This is a genomic window from Phaeodactylibacter luteus (genome assembly GCF_007993045.1).
Taxonomy (GTDB): Bacteria; Bacteroidota; Bacteroidia; order Chitinophagales; family Saprospiraceae; genus Phaeodactylibacter; species Phaeodactylibacter luteus.
Map to the genome: position 1 here is coordinate 101,994 of NZ_VOOR01000003.1, position 26,642 is coordinate 128,635.

The window sequence follows — 26,642 nt, forward strand, 5'->3', positions numbered from 1 at the left end:
CCCAATGTAATATACCTTGCCCTTAGCTCGTATTGTATGCGCAATGCCGATGAAGCTGCGGCTGAGGGGTTGCAAAATTAATGGGTGTTCTCATAGTGTGAGCTGCCCCGGCGCCCGGAAGGGCGTACCGGGGCAGCGTTTTTCCTTTTACAGGAATATGACCTTCTGCTGTTGATTTTTAAGCAGATCACTAAACAAAAAGCTCAAAAGACTGTATCTTTGAACATACAGAGAGAGCGCGTTAGTGAGCCCGCTGCACCTTCCTTTAAATTAGCAGCGGGTTTTTTCTTCCTTCTCTGCCCTCCCCCTTTTTAGAAGCTTACCGGGATTTAACTACCTTTGCGCCTTCCGGCAAACCGGGTTAAAGCAAATCGGCGCATGCAACACTACCTTTCTATCGTCATCCCGGCTTACAATGAAGCCCGCACCATCCACCTTATCCTCGATAAAGTGAAAGCAGTCGAATTGGATGGCGGGCTTGGCAAAGAGGTGATCATCGTGAATGACTGTTCCACAGACGCTACGGAGCAGGCCATTCAATCCTACCGGGAAGGCAACCCTGGGCTGAACATCCAATACTACCGGCATGAAGTGAACAAAGGCAAAGGCGCTGCACTGCACACTGGGATTGCCAAAGCGACGGGGGACTACGTTATCATCCAAGATGCCGACTTGGAGTATGACCCGGAAGAGTACAACATCCTGCTCAAACCAATGCTCAGCGGGGTAGCAGATGTAGTGTACGGCTCCCGGTTTATGGGGGGCAACCCGCACCGTATCTTATTCTTCTGGCACTCGATCGGCAATAAATTCCTGACTTTCCTTTCTAATGCCATGACCAACCTCAACCTGACCGATATGGAGACCTGCTACAAGCTGTTCCGCCGAGAGACGGTTCAAGGCTTGCAGCTCCATGAGCAGCGGTTTGGCTTTGAGCCCGAGGTCACTGCCAAAGTCTCCCGCATCCCGGGCATCCGCATATATGAAGTGGGCATTTCCTACTACGGCCGCACTTACGCTGAAGGCAAGAAAATCAATTGGCGGGACGGCTTCCGTGCCATTTACTGTATCTTGAAATACAACCTCTTCCGTTAGGGCGTAAACCTTGATGCTGTACCTTTCTTGGCTGATTGGCGTCGTGCCCTAAACTTACCCCAATCAGTCAATCCGTTAAGAACCAAAAAACAATGGACTTGATGCATCGGGGCAGTACCGCAGGGAAAATGAGCCATTTAGACAAACTACACATTGTTTTGTTTTTAGGGCCAGCCCCTGCCGGAAAGATGGGGCCGAAACACTCGTTTTTCTATACCTAATTCTCTAAGAAAGTTTTTAGGCTTTTGTCAGCGCGTTTAGGGGGCTGTTATGAACTTACCCCAAACCTGAGGGCAGGGGCAGCCCCCTCATCCTCCCCTGCTCATTGGCCATGCAGCTTGTAAATGCCCAACGCTTTGGCCTGCCCGACGTAGATGGCGTGTACTTCCTCTCCTGCGTAGGGCCCTGATCTGCGCAGGGCCTGCTGCAGCCCGCTTTCCCATAGCCTAAAGTCAGAAATATAAAAATCCGCCTTCTCAGCCTCTTCTACCAATTGGATGCGGCTGCGGAGCTTAGGCTCGAGGTAGGCGTGGTTCAGCGTAGCGGGGTAGGAAGCATAAGCCACTTTGACCGGCCCACCCTCAGCTTGACTGGCCAGGTACTCCAGCCCTTGCTTGTAGGCGGTGCCCCAGTAGTCCAAGTCGAAATGCCCGAGCTGATTGCCCCGGGCCAGAGCGTTGAAGAATACCTGCTGATGCGGGTGGTTGCGGGCCATCCAAAAAACAAGGAAAAGCATTTGCCCAGCCAAAAGCGCCCTCAGGGCTCGCCGCCAAAGGGCGCTTTCCCCCTTGCGGTGCCACAATTGATAAACGCCCAGCACTGCCAGGTACAGTAGGCTGGGGTAGATGAAAAACACATGCCGCCACCCATCGTACACTACAGCGCCCAAGGCCCAGATGGCCACTAGCGGGCCGAGGAAGAGCCCCAAAGCGGCCCAGTCTTTGCGGTCTGCAGCGGTATCCCAAAGGGCAAAACCATGCGCCTTCAAGCCCGCCAGCCCACGTCTGGCCAGCCCGGCCAGCCCGGCTGCTGCCAATGCCAAGTACAACAAGGGCACAGAAATGCCCAGCCAGGTGGGCAGGTAGTACCAAGGGACTTCTGCCCCTGTGTAGAATGCCCCCATGAACAGGACTTTGCTCGGCCATTGATAATCTGCCATAATGGAAAACGCCTCAGCCAGCCGGGCGAGCGGGGCTTCCCATAAAAACGGCCAGAACAGTACCGTAGCTCCAGCCAGGGCGGGCAGGTAAACCAGGAGCCCCGCTGTGCGCCTTTGCCAGGAGGGCAAAGTGCCCCGCTTGCCTAAAACCGCATCGGCTGCAAATAAAAACAAGGTGAGCATGGGCACAAACACCCCCAGCACCCGCATGCCGATCAGCGCGCCACAAGCCAGGGCATGCATAAGCCCGGCACCCGGGCCGGGCCTGAGCCAAAACCGGTAGAGCGTCCAAGTGCTCGACACGTATAGGGCCAACAGCGGGATGTCTTTAGGGTTGAAAAAGGCATGCCCGAAGAGCCTTGGGCTAAGTACCCACAGCCCCGCTGCCAAAAGCCCCCATGACCAATGCCCGAACCGCTGCCGGACAATTTGGTAAAAAACCAGGCTGCTCAGCCAGTACAGCAGGAATACCCCAAGATGGCGCATCCGGTACTGCTGCCTTGGCGTATCCAGCCCCATAGCCCGTTCCAGCCAGGCCATGGGCAGGGAAAAAACGACCCCGTAGTGGCGGTGCTGATAAGTAGACAGCTCCCGCCAGTCATAGGCGGGGCCTTCTGTGCCCGCTCGCTGCTTGATGTACTGTGCAGCTACCAGCCCATGCTGACGTTGCAGCTCTTCGTCCCACGACATTCCGTAATCGCCAAACAGGGCTAGCCCAAGGCCGAGGTAGAGCAAAAAAAACAAGCCCGGCCACTTCCATTCCGGCCTCTTGAAAGGTTGCTTCCAGTTATCCATAGCCCAAAGCTAAACAAACACTGAAAAATACAAGGGCTAAAGCAGCACCCACTCCGCACTGGCATCAGATTGCCGTTTTTTTTTGCCTGCCCCTGACATAAGGATGAGGAGCCTGCCCCTGCCCGGTGGCAGGTGCCGCTATGCTGCGGGGCTCGCTGTCCGCTCGGCCCTAACGGGCTTAGAGCTAGTTAGGATTTTACTTTTGGAGCGAACGCAGCCAAATTTTGCCCTGATCGAGGCGTTCTGAGGGAACATAGCCTTAGCTACGTGACCGAAGAACAACGAAGAGCAGGACAAAATTCGGCAAGAGCAGCCCGAAGTGTAAAACCCTAACTAGCTCTTACACCCCTCCGCAGCGCTAGGCCAATGCCAGGCTAAAGCCCGAAAAGCATATGAGCTTGCTGGGGTTCTAGTTTGCGCCCTAGCGCCAAGCCCCGAACAAACATGTTTGACGCCCTTGCCGTTGCATAATAAATCAATAGCCTATGAACCTGTCCCAAAGCAGCTAGTGGCCTGTCAAGTGTTAATTTATGGGTTGAGTGGGAGCGAATTTTGAGGCTAATCAAGGCGGATGTTCCCGCGCATAGCAGCGCTACGTAAGGGGTTGTCCAACGAAGAGTAGCCTCAAAAGCCGCCGCAGGCAACCCCTAGTTTTAGCCTTGACAGACCACTAGGGCGGCAAGGAAAGTTGTCGCCCCCCAACTGGAGTTCCTGAAAATTCGGTAGCTTCATAACCACCAAAACTACAGGATACATGAGAATACGCCTTGGCACCTTCATAGCCGTCGCAATAGCTTTGGCCTGTGCGCCTATCGACAACAGGCAGCCGCCCGGCAGTGAAGATGTTTTTGCTGTGCGCGACAGCATCAGGAACGTGCTGCTGCTCAGGCTGGGGGAAGCTAAGCAGGCCATCAACCGCCGCTCAGAAATGCTGGAGCGCAAAGCATACAGTGTGGGCAGCCGGGAAGCCAAAGCGCTCAGGGCAGAAGCTGCACAGCTCGAGAAGTACTACCAACAGCTGAACGCCCGGTCGCAAGTACTGGAACAGGACAGCATCCTCGGGCAGTGGTTTTCCCAACAGGGCGCGCTAGAAGTCGAGCTGCTGGAGGTAAGCCAAGCCTTGGGGCAGCCTTTTTAATTGTCAAACCGAACGCATATGGAGCAGTTTATTGGGGATGTAGCCGACTACATCCTGTCTTACTACAACACTTTAGTCGCCTTATTGCCCAAGCTCGTGCTGGGGCTTGCCGTCATGGCTTTTTTCTGGCTCATCGGCTCCCAGGCCAAACGGCTGGTGCAAAAGCGCCTTTTCCGAAGGATTGACGACCCACTGCTAGCGGACTTTCTGGGGCAGGCGGCCCGGGCCGCATTGATCACGCTGGGCGTGCTGGGCCTGCTGCAGGTTGTTGGGCTGGGCAAAGCGGCGTCCTCCCTATTGGCAGGCGCAGGCATATCTGCCTTTGTCATCGGTTTTGCTTTCAAGGATATCGGGGAAAACTTCCTGGCCGGTATACTGATGGCGTTCAAACGCCCCTTCCGCATAGGCGACATTATCGAAGCAGGGAGCATCAAAGGGAAAGTCACAGGCCTGACCCTGCGCGATACTCAGGTAAAGACCTTTGATGGCAAAGATGTGTACATCCCCAACGGCCAAATCCTGAAAAACCCCATCATCAACTACACCATTGACGGCTTCCTCCGGCAAGAGTTTACCGTGGGCATAGACTACGGCGCTTCAGCCAGCGAGGCTATAGTGCTCATCCTGCAGGCACTGGAGCGCATACCTGGCATTCTGAAAGGCGACAGGCCGCCTTCCGTCATGGTGCAAGACCTGGGCGCCTCTGCCCTCAACCTAACGGTATACTACTGGCTCGACACCTTTGAGCCTTCGGTTTCTGGCGTGGCGGTGCGGAACCAAGCGGTAGAAGAGGTACTGGGGGTTTTGTCTGGCGCTGGCATTTACCTGCCGGGCGAAGTGCTTGAGGTCAAGAATTATCAAGACGCGCCCTTGCTTTCCCGCTCTGCAGGCAGTTGAAGCAGCCCCTTAAGCCCAACATTTTTCAACCCACTAAAAATACACCTATGCAACAAGCAATAGACCCTGCCACAGGGGACACCATCAGTTCTTACGAAGAGCTCGGCAATAAAATGCTGAACAAAGCCATTGTGGCGGCGGATACCGCCTATCAGGACTGGCAGCTGGTAGCGCTAGACGAGAAAGCCCGCAAACTAAGGAACGCAGCGAGAGTGCTGGAAGAAGAAAAGGAAGCGCTGTCTATGCTGATCACCCGGGAAATGGGCAAGCCGATAAAAGCGGCTCAGGCCGAAATCGAGAAGTGCGCCTGGACCTGCCTCTACTACGCTCAGAACGCAGAGCGCTTCCTGCGGGACGAATTTGTGGTGACAGACGCCGCCAAGAGCTACATCGCTTACCGCCCGATAGGCCCGCTCTTGGCCATCATGCCGTGGAATTTCCCGTTCTGGCAGGTATTCCGCTTTGCTGCCCCCAATCTTATGGCGGGCAACACCATTTTGCTCAAGCATGCCCCAAACGTGCCGGGCTGTGCCTTGGCCATTGCCTCCATATTTGAAAAAGCGGGCTATCCCAAGGGGGTATTCAACAGCTTGCTCATCCCTCAAAAAAAGGTCAAGCGCCTGATCAAAAACCGCCTGGTGCGCGGTGTCACCCTCACCGGGAGCGTAGGTGCAGGGCGGGCCGTAGCAGCCGAGGCCGGCAAAGCCTTAAAAAAGACGGTGCTCGAGCTTGGCGGCAGCGACCCCTACCTCATCCTGGAGGACGCGGATATTGCCAAGGCTGCAAGAACCTGTGCCCAAAGCCGGCTGCTCAACAACGGGCAAAGCTGTATAGGGGCCAAGCGGTTTATCGTGCTGGAGCCGGTATACAAAGACTTCTTGGATGCCTTCAGAGCTGAAATGGGAAAAGCGGTACTGGGCGACCCCCTAGAGCAACAGACTACGCTTGGGCCCCTCGCAAGGGCTGACCTGCGGGAACAGCTCCACAGCCAAGTGAAACAAAGCCGGAAAAAAGGGGCTAAGATCATACTCGGGGGCAAAAAGGCAAAAGGCAAAGGCTACTATTATCCGCCTACTATCCTTGCCGGAGTCCAAAGGGGGATGCCTGCTTATCATGAAGAGCTGTTCGGGCCCGTGGCCAGCGTTATGAAAGCACAGAACGAGCGCGAAGCTGTACGCCTAGCCAACGATACCCTTTTTGGGCTGGGCGCAGGCATTTTCACCCAAGACCTTGAAAGAGGGGAACGGCTGGCCCGCGAACATCTACAGGCAGGCTCCTGTTTTGTAAATGAGATGGTTAAGTCTGACCCGCGCCTGCCATTTGGCGGCATAAAGAACAGCGGGTACGGCAGAGAGCTTAGCCATTACGGGCTCCGGGAGTTTACCAACCCTAAGACCGTTTACATTGAATAAACCGAATTTACGTTACCATGGAAATTACGACAGCAGCTTTAGACATTAAGCAGGATACTGCAAGAGAACAATTTAGGTTTGACATGAAAGGCGATGAGGATGCCTTCATGCAGTATGCCATAAAGACCAAGCCCAACCCCAATGTTTTAGACATCCAAAAGACCTACGTCCCCGATGTACTGTCGAGCGTAGGCATAGAGGAAGCGATGGCCCTTCAGGCTGTGCGCTTTGCCGATAAAATGGGTTACCGCATTAAAGCCACTTGCCCGTTCATGTCTGGCTACCTCAACCGCCACCCGGAATTCAACAATATGAGGGCAGCTCAATAGCAAACCTTTGCCCGGCCCTCTTATCGTGGCTAGTGCCGTTGGGAGGGAAACAGATAAAAAGCCAAGCTGCGGCCGCAGCTTGGCTTTTTTGTGCCAGATGTGAACTACCCTTTTGCTAAAGACAAATGGGCTTCCGGTTTCACAGCAACTTGCTTACTGCCTCCTGAGAAGTTAGAAGTCTTATTGTCGCTCCACCCGTGTACTCGCAAGCACCTTACGAGGTTTCAATGTCTTATACTGACCGTGCAGATATACAACATTGGCCGCTTGCATCCCACAGGCTAAAGACCTGTGGGTTTTACGCTCCTTTTATAAAAAGAATACGTTAACTTGCGGGTTGGTCCCTCAGCAACAGGAGCAGATGCCCGCCAAAGGCGCCCTACTCTGGTGTGCAAAGCTGATGGGGCCCGCTAAGCAGCATGGGGCTTTTCCAGGCCGTTAGCAGGACCAAACCACTATTTTCTGACCTTTTACCGCTTAAACCGACAGTGGCAGATCACAACCTGGCTAGAAATCTAAAATTCCTGCGGAAAAGCCACGGGCTGAGCCAGCAGAAACTGGCTGAGCAGTTAGGCCTCAAACGCAATAACATCGCTTCTTATGAGGCAGGCATCGTAGAGCCCAAACCCTTGAACTTCATCAAAATGGCCCTCTTCTTTGGTGTCAGCCCAAGGGCGCTCCTTCAAGAGGAAGCGGCAGGGCTGCTTCCCGAAGCAGATGACACCCCCGGGTACGGGCACGAGCTCAATGTCCGCCTCAACCGGTTTGCCCAAGGTACAGAAGACCTTCAGAAAGTATTCGAGGGCTTTCAAGAATTTTACAGCCTTCCCAACAGTTCCCCCACAGCCCCCAACAAACAGCAAGACCTGGAAACCCTCATGGCCATCATTGCACAGCTGCTCCAAACCAACTGGGAATTCATGGAGTCCATCACCCGAAATCAGGGGGAAAGCCTGCTTTAAGCCCACAGGTTGCCCCATCTCCCCTGCATTTACACCTGCACTAGGTTGAAAACCCAACCTAGAGGCGTATATTTGCCCGTCATTTTAGCACACATCCTTTTTATCATGGTTTTAGACAACGACCGTTACGTCCTTAGCGGAGGAATAGACCCGCTTGAATTGGTAGAGCAGTTTGGCTGCCCCCTGTATGTTTATGACAGCGCCATCATTAAACGGCAGTACAAACGCATGTCTGATGCCATGAATGTCAAACGCCTGCGGCTCAACTACGCCTGCAAAGCCCTTTCCAATATCAACATCCTCAAGCTTTTCCGCAGCATGGGCGCTGGGCTAGACACGGTGTCTGTGCAGGAAGTATCTTTGGGCATACGCGCTGGCTTCGACCCACAGGACATCATCTTCACGCCCAACTGTGTCAGCTTGGAAGAAATAGCAGAGGCCGTGGAGTACGGTGTCAAAATCAACATTGACAATACTTCCATCTTAGAGCAGTTTGGGCAGGCTTTCCCTGACGTGCCGGTCTGCATCCGCATCAACCCCCATATCATGGCGGGCGCGAATGTCAAAACTTCCGTAGGCCATATCGACTCCAAGTTTGGCATCTCTTTCCATCAGATGCCCCTTGTGCACCGCATAGTGGAGGCCACCGGGCTGAAAGTGGAAGGCGTGCACATGCATACCGGCTCTGATATACTCGACCCGGAGGTGTTCCTGAGCGGGGCAGAGATCTTGCTGAACATTGCCAGAGAATTTCCCGACCTGGATTATGTCGACTTTGGCAGCGGCTTCAAAGTCGCTTATAAAATCGGCGATGTGGAGACCAATATCGAAGAGCTGGGCGCCCGGATTTCGGAACGCTTCAACCGCTTCTGCACAGAGTATGGGCGCGACCTCATGCTCATGTTCGAGCCAGGCAAATTTATGGTGAGCGAAGCTGGGTACTTCTTTGCGCAGGTCAATGTCATCAAACAGACGACCTCTACCGTATTCGCAGGCATAGACTCTGGGCTCAACCACTTCATCCGCCCGATGTTCTACAACGCCTACCACAAGATGACCAATGTTTCCCGGCCCAAGGGCAAAGCCCGTTTTTACACGGTAGTGGGCTACATTTGCGAGACCGACACCTTCGGCATCAACCGCCAAATGACGGAGCTGCAGGAAGGCGACATCATCTGCATGCACAATGCCGGGGCTTACTGCTTCTCCATGGCCTCCAACTACAACTCCCGCTACCGGCCCGCAGAAGTAATGGTGCACGAAGGCAAAGCCTACCTGATACGGGAAAGGGAAAACATGGAAGACCTGATGCGCCGGCAGGTAGATGCCGGGATTTTCGAACCCACATCTACCGAAGCCTAATCATAAAAAAACGGGATGCCGGGCACGGTCCGGCATCTTTTTGTTGTTACCTCTGCTACATCATTCTGTACGCAAAAAAGAACAATTATCCCCATGACGGAGCTTTCCACCCGCTACAACCCACAAGAAACGGAAGAAAAGTGGTACGGCCACTGGATGGACAAAAGGTATTTCCACTCAGAACCCGATGACCGGGAGCCTTATAGCATTGTCATCCCGCCGCCTAATGTGACCGGGGTACTGCACATGGGCCACATGCTCAATAATACCATTCAGGACATCCTCGTCCGCAAGGCGCGCCTGGAAGGCAAAAACGCTTGTTGGGTGCCTGGCACCGACCACGCCTCTATCGCCACCGAAGCCAAGGTGGTGAAGCAGCTCCGCGAAAAGGGCATCAAAAAATCAGACCTCTCGCGGGAAGAGTTCTTGGCACATGCTTTCGAGTGGAAGGACAAATACGGAGGGATCATCCTTGATCAGCTTAAAAAACTGGGGGCATCCTGTGATTGGGAACGCACCCGGTTTACTATGGAGCCTAAGCTTTCTGATGCTGTCATCAAGGTTTTTGTAGACCTCTACAACAAAGGCAAAGTATACCGTGGGCTGCGGATGACCAACTGGGACCCCGAAGCCCTCACCGTGCTCTCCAACGAGGAGGTGCTCTACAAAGAGGAAAACTCCCGCCTATACTACCTGCGCTATGCCATAGAAGGAGAAACGGACAGCTGGATAACCATTGCGACCGTCCGCCCGGAAACCATCTTGGGAGATGCGGCTATCGCGGTTAACCCGGACGATGAGCGCTTTGCCCACTTGGTCGGCAAACGGGCTATTGTGCCCCTCATCAACCGGCCTGTGCCTATCATCGCAGACCGCTACGTGGATACCGAATTCGGCACCGGGGCCCTCAAGATCACCCCTGCCCACGATATGAACGATTACGAAATCGGTGAGCGCCATGGCCTGGAAGTGATTGATGTGCTCAACGACGATGGCACGATGAGCGAAGCAGCACAGCTATTCGTAGGCGAAGACCGCTTTACCGCCCGCAAGCTGATCGTCAAAGCGCTTGAAGCAGCCGGCCACCTGGCCAAAACAGAGGATTACCGCAATAAGGTAGGGCGTTCGGAACGGACCAATGCTATTGTCGAGCCCCGGCTCACCCTGCAGTGGTTTGTCAAAATGAAAGCCTTTGGGCAGCAAGCGCTCCGTGCAGTAAAATCCGGCGAAGTAAAGTTCTTCCCAGAGCACTTCTACAATATGTACCACAGCTGGCTCAATGAAGACAACATACGCGACTGGTGCATCTCCCGTCAGCTTTGGTGGGGGCAGCGCATCCCGGCTTGGTATTATGAAGACCAGATTTTCGTAGCAGAGACAGCGGAAGCAGCGCTCGAAAAAGCCCGGGAAGCGACTGGCAAAAACCTCTCCTTAACGGACCTGAAGCAAGATGAGGACGTGCTCGACACTTGGTTCTCCAGCCAGCTGTGGCCGATCTCCGTTTTTGATGGCTTTGAAAACCCGGAAGCGCTGCGCTACTACTATCCAACCAACGTGCTGGTAACCGGCTGGGATATCATCTTCTTCTGGGTGGCCCGCATGGTCATCATGGGCTACGAATACGCGCCCGAGCTCCTTGGAGAAGCTAAAGCAGCAGAGGGCGTACAGCCTTTCCGGGAAGTTTACTTCACGGGGATGGTCAGGGATAAGGAACGCCGGAAAATGAGCAAATCACTGGGCAATTCCCCTGATGCGCTAGCCTTAATTGACCGCTACGGGGCGGATGGCGTCCGCTTCGGCATGCTTTCGAGCGCCTCTGCTGGAAACGACATCATCTTTGATGCGCCCTTCGATAAAGAGACCAAGGAAGTCCTGAACGAAAGCAAACTTTGCGAACAAGGCCGGAACTTCTGCAACAAAATGTGGAACGCCCTGCGCCTGATCAAAGGCTGGGAACTGGCCGATGACGAGCCTGATGCGGTCAGCCAACTGGCAGCGCAGTGGATGGAGCACAAACTCTTGCAAACCACCGAAAAGCTGGAACAGCTCTTTGCGCAATACCGGTTGTCTGAGGCCCTGATGACTACTTACAAACTCATTTGGGACGACTTCTGCAGCTGGTACTTGGAAATGGTGAAGCCAGACTACGGCGCCCCGGTAAGTGCACAGACCGTAGAGGCTACTGTACGGATTTTCGAACAGCTGATGACGCTGCTGCACCCTTTCATGCCTTTCGTCACCGAAGAAATCTGGCATCAGCTGCGGAGCCGGGCTGAAGGCGAAGACTGCGTAGTGAGCCGCTACCCGGTTTCTGCTCCGTACAATGCAGCCATGATCGGGCAGGTAGAGCAAGCGAAAACCATCGTTGCCAGCGTGCGGGAGGCCCGAAACGCCAAGGGCATCAAGATGAAGGACGAACTGAACCTCTTTGCGCAGAACGACGAGAGCAGCCAAGACCTTCTAAGCCTGAATGGGCTGAAGGCCATGATCGTAAAAATGGCGAACCTGGCCAAACTCGAAGTTACGGGAGAGGATGTGCCCAACAGCGTATCCTTCCTTTCCGGACAGTCCAAGTTTTTCCTCGAGCTCAACCAGGAAGTGGACACCGCCGAAGAGTGCGAACGCCTCACCAAAGAACTGGCATATCAGGAAGGCTTTGTCGCTCAGGTCATGAAAAAACTGGGCAACGAGCGCTTCGTCAACAACGCCCCAGAGCAGGTGGTCGCCCGCGAACGGCAGAAGCTGGCCGATGGAGAGGCCAAAATCAAGAACCTCAAAGAGGAGCTTGCCGCTATGGGCTGCGCATAACTGCGCCCCTTGACAGGCCTTTGACAGCCCTGCGCAACGCGATCAGCAGCGTGCCGCAGGGCTTTTTTTTTCTTTTCTGGGCTAAACTTATGGAATTGAGCAGCATGCTGCGACTATCTATATGACACCAACCCAGAAAACGATGAGAACACCTATCACCCTGGGCCTGCTATGCCTGGCCCTTACTTCCCCTGCCCAGTCTCCGGGCGATTTTGTCATTTCAGAATACATGGCCAACCCAGCCGGTGCCCCAGATGAGCAGGGCGAATACATCGAAGTCTACAACCGTACCGATTTCCCGCTTTCCCTACAAGGGTGTACGCTACACGATGGGTCTGCCACTATGGTCACCATTGATGAGTTCGTGCTAGTGCCCGGGAAGTCCTTCGCAGTACTCGGCCGGAGCGCTGTACCGGATGCAGCTTTTTATTTCCCCTCCTCCCCTCCCCCTTTTAACCTCAACAACTTTGGCGGCGACCAGATCCAGCTGATCTGCAATGGGAAAATCATTGCACAGACCTTCTATACCAACGGGCAGCTGGAAGGCGTAGCCATGGAGCTCACCGACGTGAACAGCCAGGCTGCCGGGATTACCGTAGAATCGGCTTACCAGGCTGCGACCGCATCTTTTCAGTACATTGGCTATGCTCAGGACAACCTGGGCTCACCTGCGCAGTCGGGGAATACGATGCTCCCGGTCGCCCTAACTGCTTTCAGTGCCAGGGCAGTGGCAGGGGAGGTTGCTCTAAAGTGGGCAACGGCAACAGAACTGAACAACGACTATTTTGCTATTGAACACAGTACTGACGGCCGGGCTTTTTCAGAGATCGGCCGGGTGCAAGGCCAGGGCACCACCCAAGCGCCACAGGCATACTACTTTTCAGCCCCTTTGCCCCGGCCGGGGCTGCACTTCTACCGCTTGCGGCAAGCTGACTTTGATGGACAGCTGGCCTATTATGGCCCGGTGCAGGTACAAGTAGCCCAATCTGAGCCCGCTCAGCTGAGCGCCTACCCCACCTTTGCCACCACACAGGTGCACTTGCAATGGGGCAGCCCCGCCCCCGAAGGCAGCACGTTGCTCCTCACTGGCCTGAACGGGTGCATAAACAAGCAATTAACGGTCCCATCAGGTAGCAAAAGCATGGCTTTCGGGCTACAGGGGCTGCCACGTGGCAGCTATGCCGCTGTACTGCGCACTCCCGACCGGCAGCAGGCAGCCCGGTTCTTTATCATCGATTGAAAGGTGCTGGCCTAGTGGTCTGTCAAGGCTAAAACTAGGGGTTGCCTGCGGCGACTTTTGAGGCTACTCTTCGTTGGACAACCCCTTACGTAGCGCTGCTATGCGCGGGAACATCCGCCTTGATTAGCCTCAAAATTCGCTCCCACTCAACCCATAAATTAACACTTGACAGACCACTAGCTTAGCCGGCAGGTTGCAAGTGGAATATCAAGTCTAAAATTTCTGGGCCGCTTCAGCCTTACCGGCTGCAGGACGGGACCGGACTAGCGCTGCGGAGGGGTGGCAAGCCCGGTAGGGCCGAGCGGACAGCGAGCCCCGGAGCATAGCGGCACCTGCCATCGGGCAGGGGCAGGCCCCAAATACGGCAAACGGTCTTTAGCTTACTCAGGCTTAAAATAGCCTTGCAGACATATGAACAGGGCAGCATTTGGCAGCGTGGAGCGCGATAGCAGGGTTATTGCCATACCTGCCCTGTGGACAGCAAAGCGCATTCAGCAACTGGAAATACACCATTATTTTTTCTGCGCTACACGCATTCTTTTGAAAAAGATTATCTAAACTTGCGGCATGAGCTAGTTCTTTTTGAGTACTTTTTTTACTCATTATGATATGATAGAAACGCTGATATCCAGCAAAACACGGATAAAGCTCCTGAAGAAGTTCTTCATCAATGCCAATACTACCGGCTACCTGAGGAGCCTACAGCAAGAGTTTGGGGAATCCTCCAATGCGATCCGCGTGGAGCTGAACCGCTTGGAGGAAGCCGGGATGCTGAATGCAGAGCTGGTCGGCAATAAAAAAGTATTCCGGGCCAACGCCGAGCACCCGCTCTTCGAGGAAGTCCACCGGATACTGCTCAAGCAAATTGGGCTCAACAGCATTATCGAACAAGTGATAGAGCGGTTGGGCAATGTAGAGAAGGTTTTCCTGATCGGCGACTTCTCCCGCGGCACAGACAGCCCGATCATTGACTTGCTCATTTTTGGGGAGATAGACCGCAGCTACCTGCTCGAGCTGATTGAGAAAGCTGAAAAGGCAGTACACCGGAAAATCCGTTTTTTGCTTTACCCCAGTGAGAAAGCCTCTGTAGCAGTGCTTGCTCAGTTCCACCCTTCCCCCTTGCTGCTATGGTCAAAAGATAAAGAGGCATGAGCGAACCCAACAGCTACGACGTAGCGCTGATCGGCGCGGGCATTGTAGGGCTTGCTACCGCCTATCAGCTATCCCGCATCTCCCCAAAGCTCAAAATCGCCATCTTGGAGAAAGAAGAAGGCCCTGCACGGCATCAGACCGGTCACAACAGCGGCGTTATCCACTCCGGGATCTACTACAAGCCGGGCGGCTCCAAAGCACTGAATTGTGCAAAAGGCTACCGCTATCTGCTTGGCTTTGCCCGGCAGCACGATATCCCGCACGATATCTGTGGGAAGGTCATTGTGGCCACCCGTGCGGAAGAGCAGCCCCGGCTGCGCGGCATATTGGAACGGGGCAGGGCCAACGGCATGCAGGGGGTGAAAATCATCTCTGCCGGCGAATGCCGGGAAATAGAGCCGCATGTCAATGCATTGGAAGCCATATGGGTGCCGCAGGCCGGTATTATCGACTACAAGGCCGTAGCAGAACGCTACCTGCATTTGGTTTTGGAAAAAGGAGGAAAAGCGTACTTTAGCGAGCCGGTTTTGAAGATAGGGCGGCAGCCCAACGGCAAAATGCTGGTCCAAACGGAAAAGCAAGCCCTGCAAGCCCGGCTTGTCATCAGCTGTGCCGGGCTTTACGCCGACAAAATGGCTAAGCAGACTACCCCGGGCCTCGGCCTGCAGATACTGCCTTTCCGCGGAGAATACTATGAACTTAAACCTGAACGGCAGCACTTGGTCAACAACCTGGTTTACCCTGTGCCCAACCCCAACTTCCCCTTCCTCGGCGTGCATTATACGCGTATGATACACGGAGGCATAGAGGCGGGCCCTAATGCTGTACTTGCCTTCGCAAGAGAAGGCTATAGCCGTTGGGATGTCAATTATAAAGAGCTCCTTGAAACGCTCAGCTTCCCGGGCTTTCAGCAGATTGCGCGGAAATACTGGAGAGACGGGCTGGGAGAGCTTTACCGCTCTTATTCAAAAGCGGCTTTTGTACGGGCCCTGCAGCACCTTATACCGGAGGTGGGCGAGGCCGATCTGCAAAGGGGCGGAGCAGGGGTAAGAGCTATGGCCTGTGCGCCAGATGGCACCCTGATCGACGATTTCCGCATCCTTGAACAAAAAGGGGCCATCCACGTATGCAACGCCCCTTCACCGGCGGCTACCGCTTCCCTTGCCATAGGGGAAACGGTGGCACAAAAGGCATTGAAACAACTGTAAAGATCATCATAAACCAATACGAATGGCTACTTCTCCTATGAACATACAAATGGTCGACCTTAAAACTCAATACCAAAAGCTGCAGGGTGAAATTGATGCAGCGGTCATTGAGGTGATCCGCTCCGGGGCTTTCATCAACGGGCCGGCAGTGCGCAGTTTCCAAGCCAATATGGAGGCTTACCTCGGCGCAAAGCAGGTCATCCCCTGTGCCAACGGGACAGATGCGCTCCAAATTGCGCTCATGGCCGCTGGGCTGAAGCCCGGAGACGAAGTCATCTTGCCTGCCTTCACTTACGTAGCTACAGCAGAAGTCATCGCCCTGCTGGGGCTGAAGCCCGTCATGGCGGATGTCGACCCACACACCTTCAACATCACCCCTGAAATTGTAGCGCAGTCCATAACCCCCCGCACTAAAGCCATTGTGCCGGTCAACCTTTTTGGGCAGAGCTGCGACCTCGAGCCCATTATGGCCCTGGCGGAAAAGCACGGGCTTTGGGTCATCGAAGACAATGCGCAGGCCATCGGCGCTGATTACACCTTCGCTGACGGGCATACTCAAAAAACAGGGACTATCGGCCACATTGGCTGTACCTCCTTTTACCCATCCAAAAACCTGGGCGCTTTCGGAGATGGCGGGGCCCTCTACACCAATGATGAAAAACTGGGGCAAAAGCTGCAAATGATCGCCAACCACGGGCAGGTGAAGCGCTATTATCACGATATGATCGGCGTTAACTCCCGCCTCGACAGCATACAGGCTGCTATCTTAGACATCAAGCTGAAACACTTGGACCAATATGCCGAAGCCCGTCAGCAGGCAGCAGCCTATTACGATGCTGCTTTCGCAGAAGTGGCAGAGCTGGCTACACCGGCCCGAGACCCTAAGTCAACCCACGTTTTCCATCAGTATACCCTAAAGGTAGCCGGCGGGAAGCGCGATGCACTACAAGCCCACCTGCAAGAGCAGGGCATACCCAATATGATTTACTACCCAGTCCCATTGCACCATCAAGAAGCCTATAAAGGGGCAATGGCCAACCCGGATGTACAATTGCCGGTAACGGAAGCCTTGTGCGGGGAAGTCATTTCGCTCCCAATGCATACGGAGCTGGACGAAGCCGCACTGAGCCATATCACCAAGGCGGTCAAATCCTTTTTTGGCGCATGAGCAGTTCTTTCTTCGCACATCCGACCGCCTGCATAGACGACGGGGCACAAATCGGACCGGGCACCAAAGTCTGGCACTTCTGCCATATCATGCCTGGTGCGGTAGTGGGCGAAGCCTGCAATCTGGGGCAGAACGTATTCATCGCCGGGCAGGTCCGCTTGGGCAGCCGCGTGAAGGTCCAAAACAACGTCAGTCTTTATGAGGGGGTCATTTGCGAAGATGAAGTATTCATAGGCCCGAGCGCAGTGTTCACCAATGTGCGCAACCCCCGTTCTGCCATCAACAGGCAGGGGCAGTATGAGACGACCTACATCGAAAAAGGGGCTACTATCGGTGCCAACGCCACGATAGTCTGCGGCGCCCGGATCGGCGCCTATGCTTTTATCGGCGCGGGGGCAGTGGTCACTAAGGATGTGCCTGCACACGCATTGGTCGTCGGCGCGCCCGCCCGGCAGGCCGGATGGCGGAGCCGCGCAGGCCTGCCTTTAGATTTCAAAGGTGGCACCCGGGCACAGTGCCCCGAGACAGGGCTGTGGTACGCCCTCACCAATGGATTGGTAAAACCAGAACAATTATGATGCACATCGACGGCCCCGTAAGGTTTGCAATTGCGGGTTTCGGCCATATCGGGAAACGCCACGCTGCCATGATTGCAGCCAACCCCGCCTGCGAGCTCGCCGCCGTCTGTGATATAGCAGCAGAAAACACGCTGGGCCTACCGGAGAATGTGCCTTTTTACCAGGATTGGGAAGCACTGCTCAGCGCCAACCCTGGCATCCACGTCTGCTGTATCTGCACCCCCAATGGGCTGCACGCAGAGCAGAGCCTGAGCGCGTTAAGCCACGGCAAACATGTGGTGGTAGAAAAACCTATGGCATTGAGCCGGGCAGATTGCGAGCGTATCATCCATAAAGCCCTGAATGTATCCCGGCAAGTGTTCTGCGTAATGCAAAACCGCTATTCCCCTGCTGCGCAGTGGCTGCATGGCCTGATAAAACAAGGCCTGCTTGGGGACATCCACCTCGTACAAGTGCAATGCTATTGGAACCGGGATGAAAGGTACTACCGCCCGGGCGGCGCCCCCCACCCCTGGCACGGCCATCCTCAGCTCGATGGGGGTACTTTGTACACTCAGTTTGCCCATTTCATAGACATTCTGTACTGGATCTTCGGGGACATTCACCGCATACAGAGCCAGTTTTATGATTTTGCCCACAGCCACACCACGGCTTTTGAAGATAGCGGCACCGCTTTTTTTGAGCTCGTGCAGGGCGGGATGGGCAGCCTGACGTTCTCCACAGCAGTATGGGGGCAAAACTTTGAGAGCACGCTGACGGCAGTTGGCTCAAAAGGCACGGTGAAACTCGGCGGGCAGTATATGAACGAAGTCGCCTATTGCCATATTGAAGGCTATGACATGCCGGAGCTGCCGGCTGCACAGCCCGCCAATGAGTACGGTGGCTACCAAGGCTCCGCCGCCAATCACCATCATGTCATCCAAAACGTCGTAGAGGTGCTCAAAGGCCAAAAAGAAACCACCACAAATGCCCTTGAAGGCATGAAGGTCGTGGATATGATAGAACGAATATATCAGGCGGGCAGCCGCCCAATGGCCGCCTCCTGGCCGCCGGCTACCGCTAACCCCTTAAAAACGAAAAGTCATGTTTGAGGCACTGCAACAAAGAAAAAAGAAAATCTCTGTCATTGGGCTGGGCTATGTAGGCCTTCCCCTGGCCCTTGAATTTGCCCGCGACTTCGAAGTGATCGGCTTCGATATCAGCGAAGACCGGGTGGCACTGATGAAGCAAGGCATAGACCCCTCCGAAGAGCTGGATAGCACCGCCTTCGACAACAAGCGGATCACCTTTACCGCTGACCCTGCTATGCTCAAAGACGCACATTTCCATATCGTTGCCGTCCCTACACCCGTAAATGAGAGCAAGGTACCCAACCTCAGCCCGGTGCTATCGGCCTCCCACGCCGTAGGGAAAGCCTTGAAAAAAGGCGATTACGTTATCTTCGAATCTACGGTTTACCCTGGCTGTACCGAGGAAGACTGCCTGCCCATCCTCGAAGCGGAGTCGGGGCTGAAACTCGGCACCGATTTCAAAATCGGCTATTCTCCCGAGCGCATCAACCCCGGGGATAAAGAACGGACAATAGATAAAATCCTGAAAATCGTGTCCGGAAGCGATGAGGAAGCGCTTGCTGAAATCGCGAAGACCTACGGTGCCATCATCACCGCTGGCATCTATCAGGCTCCGAGCATTAAAGTCGCTGAGGCCGCTAAAGTCATTGAAAACACACAGCGGGACCTGAATATCTCCTTTGTCAACGAGCTCGCCATCATCTTCGACAAAATGGGCATTGACACCAATCAGGTGCTAGACGCAGCGGCTACCAAATGGAACTTTATCAAGTTCACCCCGGGGCTGGTAGGCGGGCACTGCATAGGCGTAGACCCTTACTACCTGACCCACAAGGCCAAACAGCTGGGCTATGACCCGCAGGTCATCCTAAGTGGGCGCCGCATCAACGATGGCATGCCGGGCTTCATCGCCAAACGGCTGGTGCAGATGCTGATTCAGAAAGGCAAAAACCCTGGCAATTGCAAGGTGCTTATTATGGGGATTACGTTTAAAGAGAACGTGGCCGATATCCGGAACTCAAAAGTGGCAGAACTTGCCCGGGAAATCATGCAGTTCTCCATCAACGTGCACATTACCGATCCGCACGCTTCCCCCAATGAAGTGGCAAAAGAGTACAAGCTCACCCTTGTAGACAATATATCAGATGACTACGACGCTGTGCTTGTGGCCGTCAACCACAATGAATACAAAGCCTATGACATGGGCTACTTCAAGTCCATCTGCAAAACAGACCCTGTAATCATGGACATCAAGGGCGTTTACCCGGCTCCTGAGGGTGCCGGCATCACGTATTGGCGGCTTTAAGCATCTGATTTCTCAACCCCAAAATCCTTAACCATGAGCATTGCTGCTCAAGAGAAAAAAGAAAACCATCTTTCCAACGAGGAAGCCCGGTGGTTTGCGGTATACACCAATTTCAAGCGCGAGAAGATGGTGGCCAAGCGGCTAGCAGCCAAAGGCATAGAACACTTCCTGCCTTTGCAAAAGGTTACCCGGAAATATACCCGCAAAGTCAAACACCTGGAGCTGCCGCTCATCAATTGCTACGTGTTTGTCAAAATTAAAAAGCAGGAGTACGTCCCGGTATTAGAAACCGATGATGTCCTGCGCTTTGTCACCTTTTCCCGCAACCTGATTTCTATCCCAGAACGGGAAATTGATATCTTAAGGCTCATCATAGGGGAAGAGGTGGAAATGGAAGTGCAGCAGGGCACCCTCGCCGTGGGCGATCAGGTCGAAATCATAGGCGGCAGCATGACCGGCGTGAAGGGCATCCTTATGGGGCAGCAAAACGAGAAAAACTTCGTTGTAGCACTCGAGACCATGGGCTATTCTATCCACATGGCCATAGAGCCTTCCAGGCTCAAGCGCATTAAAGCAGCAGCAGCCCCGGCAGAAGAGCAAAAACAGGACAAAGGCGGTTTCAAAAAGTATCTATAATCAAACGAAATAACCCACCACTTATGAATATTGCAGTTATTGGAACAGGATATGTCGGCTTGGTCACCGGCACCTGCTTTGCAGAAACAGGCAACCACGTGACCTGTGTTGACATCGATGAAAATAAAGTCAACCGCCTGCAAAACGGAGAGATCCCCATCTATGAGCCTGGGCTGGACACCCTATTCGACCGCAATACCCGCCAAGGCCGATTGACATTTACCACCAACCTGGCAGAGGGCATCAAAGGGGCAGAGATCATCTTTCTGGCACTGCCCACGCCCCCCGGTGAAGACGGCTCAGCGGATTTGTCTTATGTCCTGGGCGTTGCCGGCGACCTCTCCAAAATCATAACAGAATACACCGTGATTGTCGACAAAAGCACGGTCCCGGTAGGTACTGCCGAGAAAGTACACGCCCTCTTGGCAGAAAATCTGTCCGAAAGCCTCTTCGATGTGGTCTCCAACCCTGAGTTCTTGCGGGAAGGCGTAGCGGTTGAAGACTTCATGAAGCCGGACCGGGTCGTCATTGGCACAGAATCAGCCCGGGCAAGGGAAGTCATGGGCCGCTTATACGAGCCTTTTGTCCGGCAAGGCAACCCCATTTATTATATGGACGAGCGCTCTGCGGAAATGACCAAATACGCGGCCAACTCCTACCTGGCCACACGCATCTCCTTTATGAATGAAATCGCCAACCTATGCGAGCGCGTAGGCGCTAATGTAGATATGGTACGCCTGGGCATGGGCTCCGATACCCGTATCGGCAAGCGGTTCCTTTTCCCTGGCGTTGGCTACGGAGGCTCCTGTTTCCCCAAAGACGTACAGGCCTTGGCCAAAACGGCTACAGAATACGGCTACGACTTCAACATCCTCAATGCCGTGATGGGGGTCAATACCAAGCAGAAACAGATCCTTAGCCAGAAGATCATCGCCCACTTTGGCGGCAGCCTCAATGGGAAAACCATCGCGATCTGGGGGCTTGCTTTCAAGCCCAATACCGATGATATACGGGAAGCCCCTGCCCTGACCATCATTGAAGAGCTGCTGGAAGCCGGGGCGGACATCAAAGCCTTCGACCCGGAGGCTATGGATAATGTGAAAGCCGTTTTTGGCAGCCGGATCCAATTTGTAGAGGAACAGTACGAAGCCCTGATCGGCGCAGATGCCCTGGCCGTCATTACCGAATGGCCTGTTTTCCGCAGCCCAAGCTACAAGGTGCTCAAAGAGCTCCTCTCCCAGCCTGTTATTTTTGACGGCCGCAATATTTACGACCCCAAAACGATGGCTGCAGAGGGCTTCTATTACGATAGCATAGGCCGCAACACCGTTCAAGCCAACTAAATTCACAACCATCCCGGGGGCGTCCACGCCCCCGTCTTAATGTTATACCTCTATGAAACGAGTACTCATCACCGGCGCCGCCGGCTTCCTCGGCTCACACCTTTGTGACCGCTTCATCAAGGAGGGCTACCATGTTATTGGCATGGACAACCTCCTGACCGGCAGCCTCGACAATATTCAGCACCTCTTCCCCCTTAAGGAGTTCGAATATTACCACCACGATATCACCAAGTTCGTACACGTGCCCGGAGAGCTGGATTACATCCTCCACTTCGCTTCTCCAGCCAGCCCCATTGATTACCTCAAAATGCCTATTCAAACGCTCAAAGTAGGCGCACTGGGCACGCACAACCTTCTTGGGCTGGCAAAAGCCAAAAAAGCCCGTATACTCGTCGCGTCTACTTCTGAAGTGTATGGCGACCCCCTCATCCACCCACAAAAAGAAGACTACTGGGGCAATGTCAACCCGGTCGGGCCAAGGGGCGTATACGATGAGGCTAAGCGGTTCCTGGAAGCCATCACCATGGCCTACCACAACTTCCACGGCGTGGAAACCCGTATTGTGCGCATCTTCAATACCTATGGCCCGCGCATGCGTGTTGACGACGGGCGCGCCCTCCCCGCTTTCTTTGCGCAAGCCATAAGGGGCGAGGGGCTGACCGTATTTGGAGACGGCTCCCAAACCCGCTCCTTTTGTTATGTAGACGATCTCGTAGAGGGCATCTACCGCCTGCTCCTGAGCGGACACCACCTCCCGGTCAACATCGGCAACCCCGACGAAATCTCCATCAAGGGTTTTGCGGAAGAAATCCTCGCGCTGGTCGGCAACCCCGACGCGAAAATCACTTACAAAGAGCTGCCAAAAGACGACCCCAAGGTCCGGCAGCCTGATATTACCAAAGCCAGAGAGATTCTTGGCTGGGAACCTACCGTACCCCGGGCAGAAGGGCTGAAAATAACCCTCGACTACTTCCGGGAGCACGTCAAGTAGGGCCGTACAGCAAAACAACGGTTGCGCCCGGCAGTAACGCCGGGCGTTTTTTTCATGCGCTTCAATTGCCACTATGTTCAGCTTTTTCAAAAAAACACGCCCGCTAGGCAGTTACAGGTTCTTAGGCACCGATTTCCACTCTCATCTGCTGCCAGGCATTGACGATGGCGCCAAAGACATGGCGGACAGCCTCCGGCTCATCCGGCGCCTTGCTGATATGGGCTTTACCCGCCTGATCACCACGCCCCACATCATGGCCGACCTCTACCCCAATACTCCAGAGGCCATTCTGGCCAAAAGGGATGAAGTAAGGAAAGCTATGCAGGAAGCAGGCATCAGCCTCCCCTTGGATGCAGCAGCAGAGTACCTGATGGACGAAGGCTTTGAAGCCTTGCTTGAAACCGGCAATCTCCTTGCCCTGCCTGGCAACCGCGTGCTCGTAGAAATGAGCTTCATCTCTGAGCCGCCCAAACTCGATGCCTATCTTTTCCGCCTGCAGACCAAAGGCTATAGGCCCGTCCTTGCCCATCCGGAGCGCTACCTCTTCCTAAGGGAGCGCATGAGCCGCTACCAAGAGCTGAGGGAGCGGGGCTGCGAATTCCAGCTGAACCTTTTATCCCTTACAGGGTATTATGGCAAGCCTACACGAGAAAACGCCCTTGCTCTACTAAAAGCCGGGCTGATCGATTACGCAGCCTCAGACCTTCACCATGACCGCCACGCCGAACGCTTGGAGGCAGCCCTTCAGGACCCCGGCATTGCCAAAGCGCTTGGGCAGGCTACCCTCCGCAACGACACCCTCTGAGGCGCCCTGGCCTGCACGGCTCCAAAATCATACCTTAAACGCACCGCCTCGCCCGGCGGCCTTCATTATTTCAAGGAAAAGCATGGCCATCCTTTCAAAAACCATTAATTTCCATGCCTGTTACCCTATTGCAAGGCCGGCCAACAGCACGGCTGATCTATTGACCTACCGCAAAGAAAGAAGAGCATGCGCCAATCATTCTACCTGTTTATTGCCCTTTCCTTATCCTTGGCTACCCCCCTCGCCGGGCAAAAGCCAGCCCTTACCCTAGACGCTATCGACAAATGGAACCAAATAGAAGACCCTAAACTGAGCCCTAACGGGCAGTGGGCAGCCTACCACCTGCAGCCCAATACAGGCGACCCGTCCGTCTACCTCTACCAGGCTAGCAGCCAATCTTCCCTAACCTTCCCACACGCTTCCAATGCACAGTTCAGCTTCGACAGCCGTTTCCTAGCTTTCGAGATCCACCCGCTGCAGGATACGGTGAAGGCCATGCGCAGGCGAAAAGTCAAGAAAAAAGACCTGCCCAATGACACCCTTGCGCTGCTCACTTTAGGCGAAAGCCAGCCCTTGAAAATCCCTAACGTGAAAGCCTTTTACATGCCCGAAAAATGGGAAGGATGGATGGCCTATCACCTGGAGCCCATGCCCCGAGATAGCAGCCTGCCGGATTCTGTCAAGGTCAAAAAGGAAAACAACGACAATGGCAGCACCCTTGTCATCCGCAACCTCCGTACCGGGCAGGAAGATAGCATCCGCTACGTCAAGTCTTTCACCGCTGCAGAAGAAGCCTCGCGCTTCCTCATCCACAGCACTGGGCAGGACAGCAGCTTTCAGAAGGGCATCTACCTCTTCGACTGCCCTACCCGGCAGCTCACGCCCCTGCTTGCCGGGCAAGGCCACTACGGCAAAATGGCCATTCATCAATCAGGCACCCGTGCCGCTTTCCTGGCTCTACAGGATACCCTTGAGCACCGAGCGACGCCCTATTCGCTCTACCATTGGCAGAATGGGGCACTTACAGCTGCAGCAGATACCGCAGCGGCTTTCCTGCCCGACGGCTGGCTCATCAGCGAGCACAGGACCCCCGAATTCTCCGAAAACGGGGACCGCCTGTTCTTTGGGATCGCTCCCCCTCCTCTATTGCCAGACACTACCCTGCTTGAGGAAGAGAAAGTGCAGGTAGAAGTATGGACCTACCAAGACAAACGCCTGTATACACAAGAAGAAGTGCGCCTGGAAAGCACCCGGAAAAAATCTTATGATTGCGTATGGCTGAGCTCCACCCGCCAAGCTGTACAATTGGGCCGCCCTGGCATACCCGATATCACCCTCGGCAATGAAGGCAATGCCGCCTACGCCCTGGGCACCAATGAAGAGCCCTATGTCCTGCCTTCAAGCTGGGAAGGCTTCCCTGTCCGCCGCGATATTTATCTCATCGAGGTGGAGACCGGAAAAAGCACCCGCATCGCAAAAGGCATAGCCGGCTCGCCCCGCTTGTCCCCAAAGGCCCGCTACGCTTATTGGTACAGCCAGCCAGATTCTATCTGGTACGCCTACTCCATTGAGAAAAAAGAGCTCCACACCCTGGCCACAGCTGTCAGCACTCCTTTTTATGATGAGCTCAACGACCGCCCCATGCACCCTAGCCCATACGGCCTTGCGGGCTGGACCACCGAAGATGACTTCATCATGCTCTATGACCGCTACGACATCTGGCTCATCGACCCCCTCGACAACCTTGCCCCCAACAACCTGACCGAAGGCCGGAAAAGCCGGACCCGCTACCGCTATATCACCCTCGACCCGGAAGAACGCTCCATCGAGGAAGTGCGCCCCATGCTGTTCCATACCTTCAGCGAGGAGGACAAAAGCTCGGGCTACGCTTGGTTCAACATCCACACTGGCGTGAAAAACCAGATCCAGAAAGGGCCTTTCGATTACAGCGCCCGCGTTCAAAAGGCGGCTAAGAGCAACACCCTGCTGTTTACCAGGGAGAGCTTCACCGAGTTCCCTGACCTCCGCATCAGCACCGACAACCTCGAATCTCATACCGCCATCAGCAAAGCCAACCCACAGCAAAGCAGCTACCGATGGGGCACCGCTGAGCCCTATTCCTGGACGGGGGCCGATGGGCAGCACATGGAAGGCATCCTCATCAAGCCCGAAGGGTTTGACCCCAGCCGGAAGTACCCCATGATGACCTACTTCTACGAGCGCTATGCCGACCGCCTGCACACCCACTGGGCGCCCCGGTACCCGCGCTCCTTCATCAACTTCCCCTACTACGCCAGCCGGGGCTACGTCATTTTCATACCCGACATCCACTACCGCGTAGGCTACCCCGGCGAAAGTGCGCTCGATGCCATCACCACCGGGGTCACCTCACTGCTCGACCGTGGCTTTATCGACAAAGACCGCCTGGGCGTACAAGGCCACAGCTGGGGCGGCTACCAGTCTGCCTACCTCATCACTCAAACGGACCTCTTCAAGTGTGCAGAATCCGGCGCCCCTGTTGTCAACATGACCTCTGCCTACGGCGGTATACGCTGGGCTTCTGGCCTCAGCCGTATGTTCCAATACGAGCATACCCAAAGCCGCCTGGGCGGCTCGCTCTGGGACAAACCCCTGCGCTACATTGAAAACTCCCCCCTCTTTTACGCCGACAAGATCAATACCCCCGTCCTTATCCTCCACAATGACGAAGACGGGGCCGTCCCTTGGTATCAGGGCATTGAATTTTTCGTCGCCCTGCGCAGGCTCGGCAAGCCCGCTTGGCTACTCAATTACAATGGCGAGCCACACGGTGTGCGCAAGCCCGAAAACAGGCGCGATTTCATGCAGCGCATGCAACAGTTTTTCGACTACTACCTACTTGATGCACCTATGCCAGATTGGATGAAGAGTGGTGTGCCGCCCATAGCGAAAGGGCTCAACCAAGGGTTCTGAACAAGCCCGTACCCCAGGCCCATACCCAAATAGGACAGGTATGGGCTTGGGCAATGGACTAGGGCGTGCCCCGCGCGCTGAGCAAGCCCAGGAAAGCGGGGCCGTTACACTGCGCCCTTCGCTGCCGCTCAGCCCTTGACGGGCCTAAAGGGGCTCCGCATCACTCACGCGCCCTGCTTTTGCATGCCGTGCCAGGGCTAGCAAATGGTGCAAATGCTGGATAAGAAGGTGAAAAT

The 26,642-nt window shown here is 54.7% G+C and carries 21 protein-coding genes; 20 read left to right on the forward strand and 1 reads right to left on the reverse strand.

The window, feature by feature from the left end:
* Nucleotides 1-378 precede the first annotated feature (378 nt).
* Nucleotides 379-1,095, forward strand: coding sequence for a glycosyltransferase family 2 protein (locus tag FRY97_RS02185; RefSeq protein WP_147165784.1), 717 nt, complete (start codon nt 379-381; stop codon nt 1,093-1,095).
* Between the two features lie 322 nt (nt 1,096-1,417).
* Here FRY97_RS02185 and FRY97_RS02190 read toward each other — a convergent pair whose 3' ends face one another.
* A complete protein-coding gene (locus FRY97_RS02190; RefSeq protein ID WP_147165785.1) occupies nt 1,418-3,049 on the reverse strand; it encodes an ArnT family glycosyltransferase in 1,632 nt (543 codons plus the stop codon).
* A 754-nt stretch (nt 3,050-3,803) separates the two neighbouring features.
* Here FRY97_RS02190 and FRY97_RS02195 point away from each other — a divergent pair.
* The 19 genes from FRY97_RS02195 (at nt 3,804) to FRY97_RS02285 (ending at nt 26,406) form a co-directional block, all read left to right on the forward strand.
* Nucleotides 3,804-4,187 carry a hypothetical protein gene (locus FRY97_RS02195; protein WP_147165786.1) on the forward strand — a complete coding sequence of 128 codons (384 nt, stop codon included), beginning with the start codon at nt 3,804-3,806 and terminating at the stop codon, nt 4,185-4,187.
* A gap of 18 nt (nt 4,188-4,205) precedes the next feature.
* Nucleotides 4,206-5,084 (forward strand): mechanosensitive ion channel family protein, encoded by an 879-nt coding sequence (locus FRY97_RS02200; RefSeq protein ID WP_147165787.1) that lies wholly within the window; start codon nt 4,206-4,208, stop codon nt 5,082-5,084.
* A gap of 47 nt (nt 5,085-5,131) precedes the next feature.
* Nucleotides 5,132-6,496: an NAD-dependent succinate-semialdehyde dehydrogenase gene (locus FRY97_RS02205; RefSeq protein WP_147165788.1), complete on the forward strand. Its 1,365-nt coding sequence runs from the start codon at nt 5,132-5,134 to the stop codon at nt 6,494-6,496.
* 17 nt (nt 6,497-6,513) lie between these two features.
* Entirely contained in the window at nt 6,514-6,825 is a 312-nt protein-coding gene (locus FRY97_RS02210; protein ID WP_147165789.1) for a GNAT family N-acetyltransferase, read from the forward strand.
* 488 nt (nt 6,826-7,313) lie between these two features.
* The gene (locus FRY97_RS02215; RefSeq protein WP_170254462.1) at nt 7,314-7,787 is read left to right on the forward strand and encodes a helix-turn-helix domain-containing protein; all 474 of its coding nucleotides are present in this window, start codon (nt 7,314-7,316) and stop codon (nt 7,785-7,787) included.
* Nucleotides 7,788-7,892: 105 nt separating this feature from the next.
* Nucleotides 7,893-9,149, forward strand: a complete 1,257-nt coding sequence (gene lysA / locus FRY97_RS02220; RefSeq protein WP_147165791.1) for a diaminopimelate decarboxylase — start codon at nt 7,893-7,895, stop codon at nt 9,147-9,149.
* A gap of 93 nt (nt 9,150-9,242) precedes the next feature.
* Complete coding sequence (locus FRY97_RS02225) at nt 9,243-11,957, forward strand: valine--tRNA ligase (RefSeq protein WP_147165792.1); 2,715 nt, start codon at nt 9,243-9,245, stop codon at nt 11,955-11,957.
* 142 nt (nt 11,958-12,099) lie between these two features.
* Complete coding sequence (locus FRY97_RS02230; protein ID WP_170254463.1) at nt 12,100-13,197, forward strand: lamin tail domain-containing protein; 1,098 nt, start codon at nt 12,100-12,102, stop codon at nt 13,195-13,197.
* A gap of 609 nt (nt 13,198-13,806) precedes the next feature.
* Nucleotides 13,807-14,349: a helix-turn-helix domain-containing protein gene (locus tag FRY97_RS02235; RefSeq protein WP_147165794.1), complete on the forward strand. Its 543-nt coding sequence runs from the start codon at nt 13,807-13,809 to the stop codon at nt 14,347-14,349.
* The gene (lhgO, locus tag FRY97_RS02240) at nt 14,346-15,557 is read left to right on the forward strand and encodes an L-2-hydroxyglutarate oxidase (protein WP_147165795.1); all 1,212 of its coding nucleotides are present in this window, start codon (nt 14,346-14,348) and stop codon (nt 15,555-15,557) included. The genes FRY97_RS02235 and lhgO overlap by 4 nt, the downstream gene beginning before the upstream one ends.
* A 22-nt stretch (nt 15,558-15,579) precedes the next feature.
* Nucleotides 15,580-16,725 (forward strand): DegT/DnrJ/EryC1/StrS family aminotransferase, encoded by a 1,146-nt coding sequence (locus FRY97_RS02245; protein ID WP_246141515.1) that lies wholly within the window; start codon nt 15,580-15,582, stop codon nt 16,723-16,725.
* The gene (locus tag FRY97_RS02250; protein WP_147165796.1) at nt 16,722-17,303 is read left to right on the forward strand and encodes an acyltransferase; all 582 of its coding nucleotides are present in this window, start codon (nt 16,722-16,724) and stop codon (nt 17,301-17,303) included. Before FRY97_RS02245 ends, FRY97_RS02250 begins: the two co-directional genes overlap by 4 nt.
* Nucleotides 17,300-18,394, forward strand: a complete 1,095-nt coding sequence (locus FRY97_RS02255; protein ID WP_246141516.1) for a Gfo/Idh/MocA family protein — start codon at nt 17,300-17,302, stop codon at nt 18,392-18,394. Before FRY97_RS02250 ends, FRY97_RS02255 begins: the two co-directional genes overlap by 4 nt.
* Nucleotides 18,387-19,679 (forward strand): nucleotide sugar dehydrogenase, encoded by a 1,293-nt coding sequence (locus FRY97_RS02260; RefSeq protein WP_147165797.1) that lies wholly within the window; start codon nt 18,387-18,389, stop codon nt 19,677-19,679. The genes FRY97_RS02255 and FRY97_RS02260 overlap by 8 nt, the downstream gene beginning before the upstream one ends.
* 33 nt (nt 19,680-19,712) lie before the next feature.
* On the forward strand, nt 19,713-20,315 hold the full coding sequence (locus FRY97_RS02265; protein WP_147165798.1) for a UpxY family transcription antiterminator: 603 nt from the start codon (nt 19,713-19,715) through the stop codon (nt 20,313-20,315).
* Between the two features lie 23 nt (nt 20,316-20,338).
* Entirely contained in the window at nt 20,339-21,658 is a 1,320-nt protein-coding gene (locus FRY97_RS02270) for a UDP-glucose dehydrogenase family protein (protein WP_147165799.1), read from the forward strand.
* A gap of 52 nt (nt 21,659-21,710) precedes the next feature.
* Entirely contained in the window at nt 21,711-22,649 is a 939-nt protein-coding gene (locus FRY97_RS02275) for a UDP-glucuronic acid decarboxylase family protein (protein WP_147165800.1), read from the forward strand.
* Between the two features lie 73 nt (nt 22,650-22,722).
* Complete coding sequence (locus tag FRY97_RS02280) at nt 22,723-23,454, forward strand: tyrosine-protein phosphatase (RefSeq protein ID WP_147165801.1); 732 nt, start codon at nt 22,723-22,725, stop codon at nt 23,452-23,454.
* 186 nt (nt 23,455-23,640) lie between these two features.
* Entirely contained in the window at nt 23,641-26,406 is a 2,766-nt protein-coding gene (locus tag FRY97_RS02285) for a S9 family peptidase (RefSeq protein ID WP_147165802.1), read from the forward strand.
* The last annotated feature ends 236 nt before the right edge of the window (nt 26,407-26,642 follow it).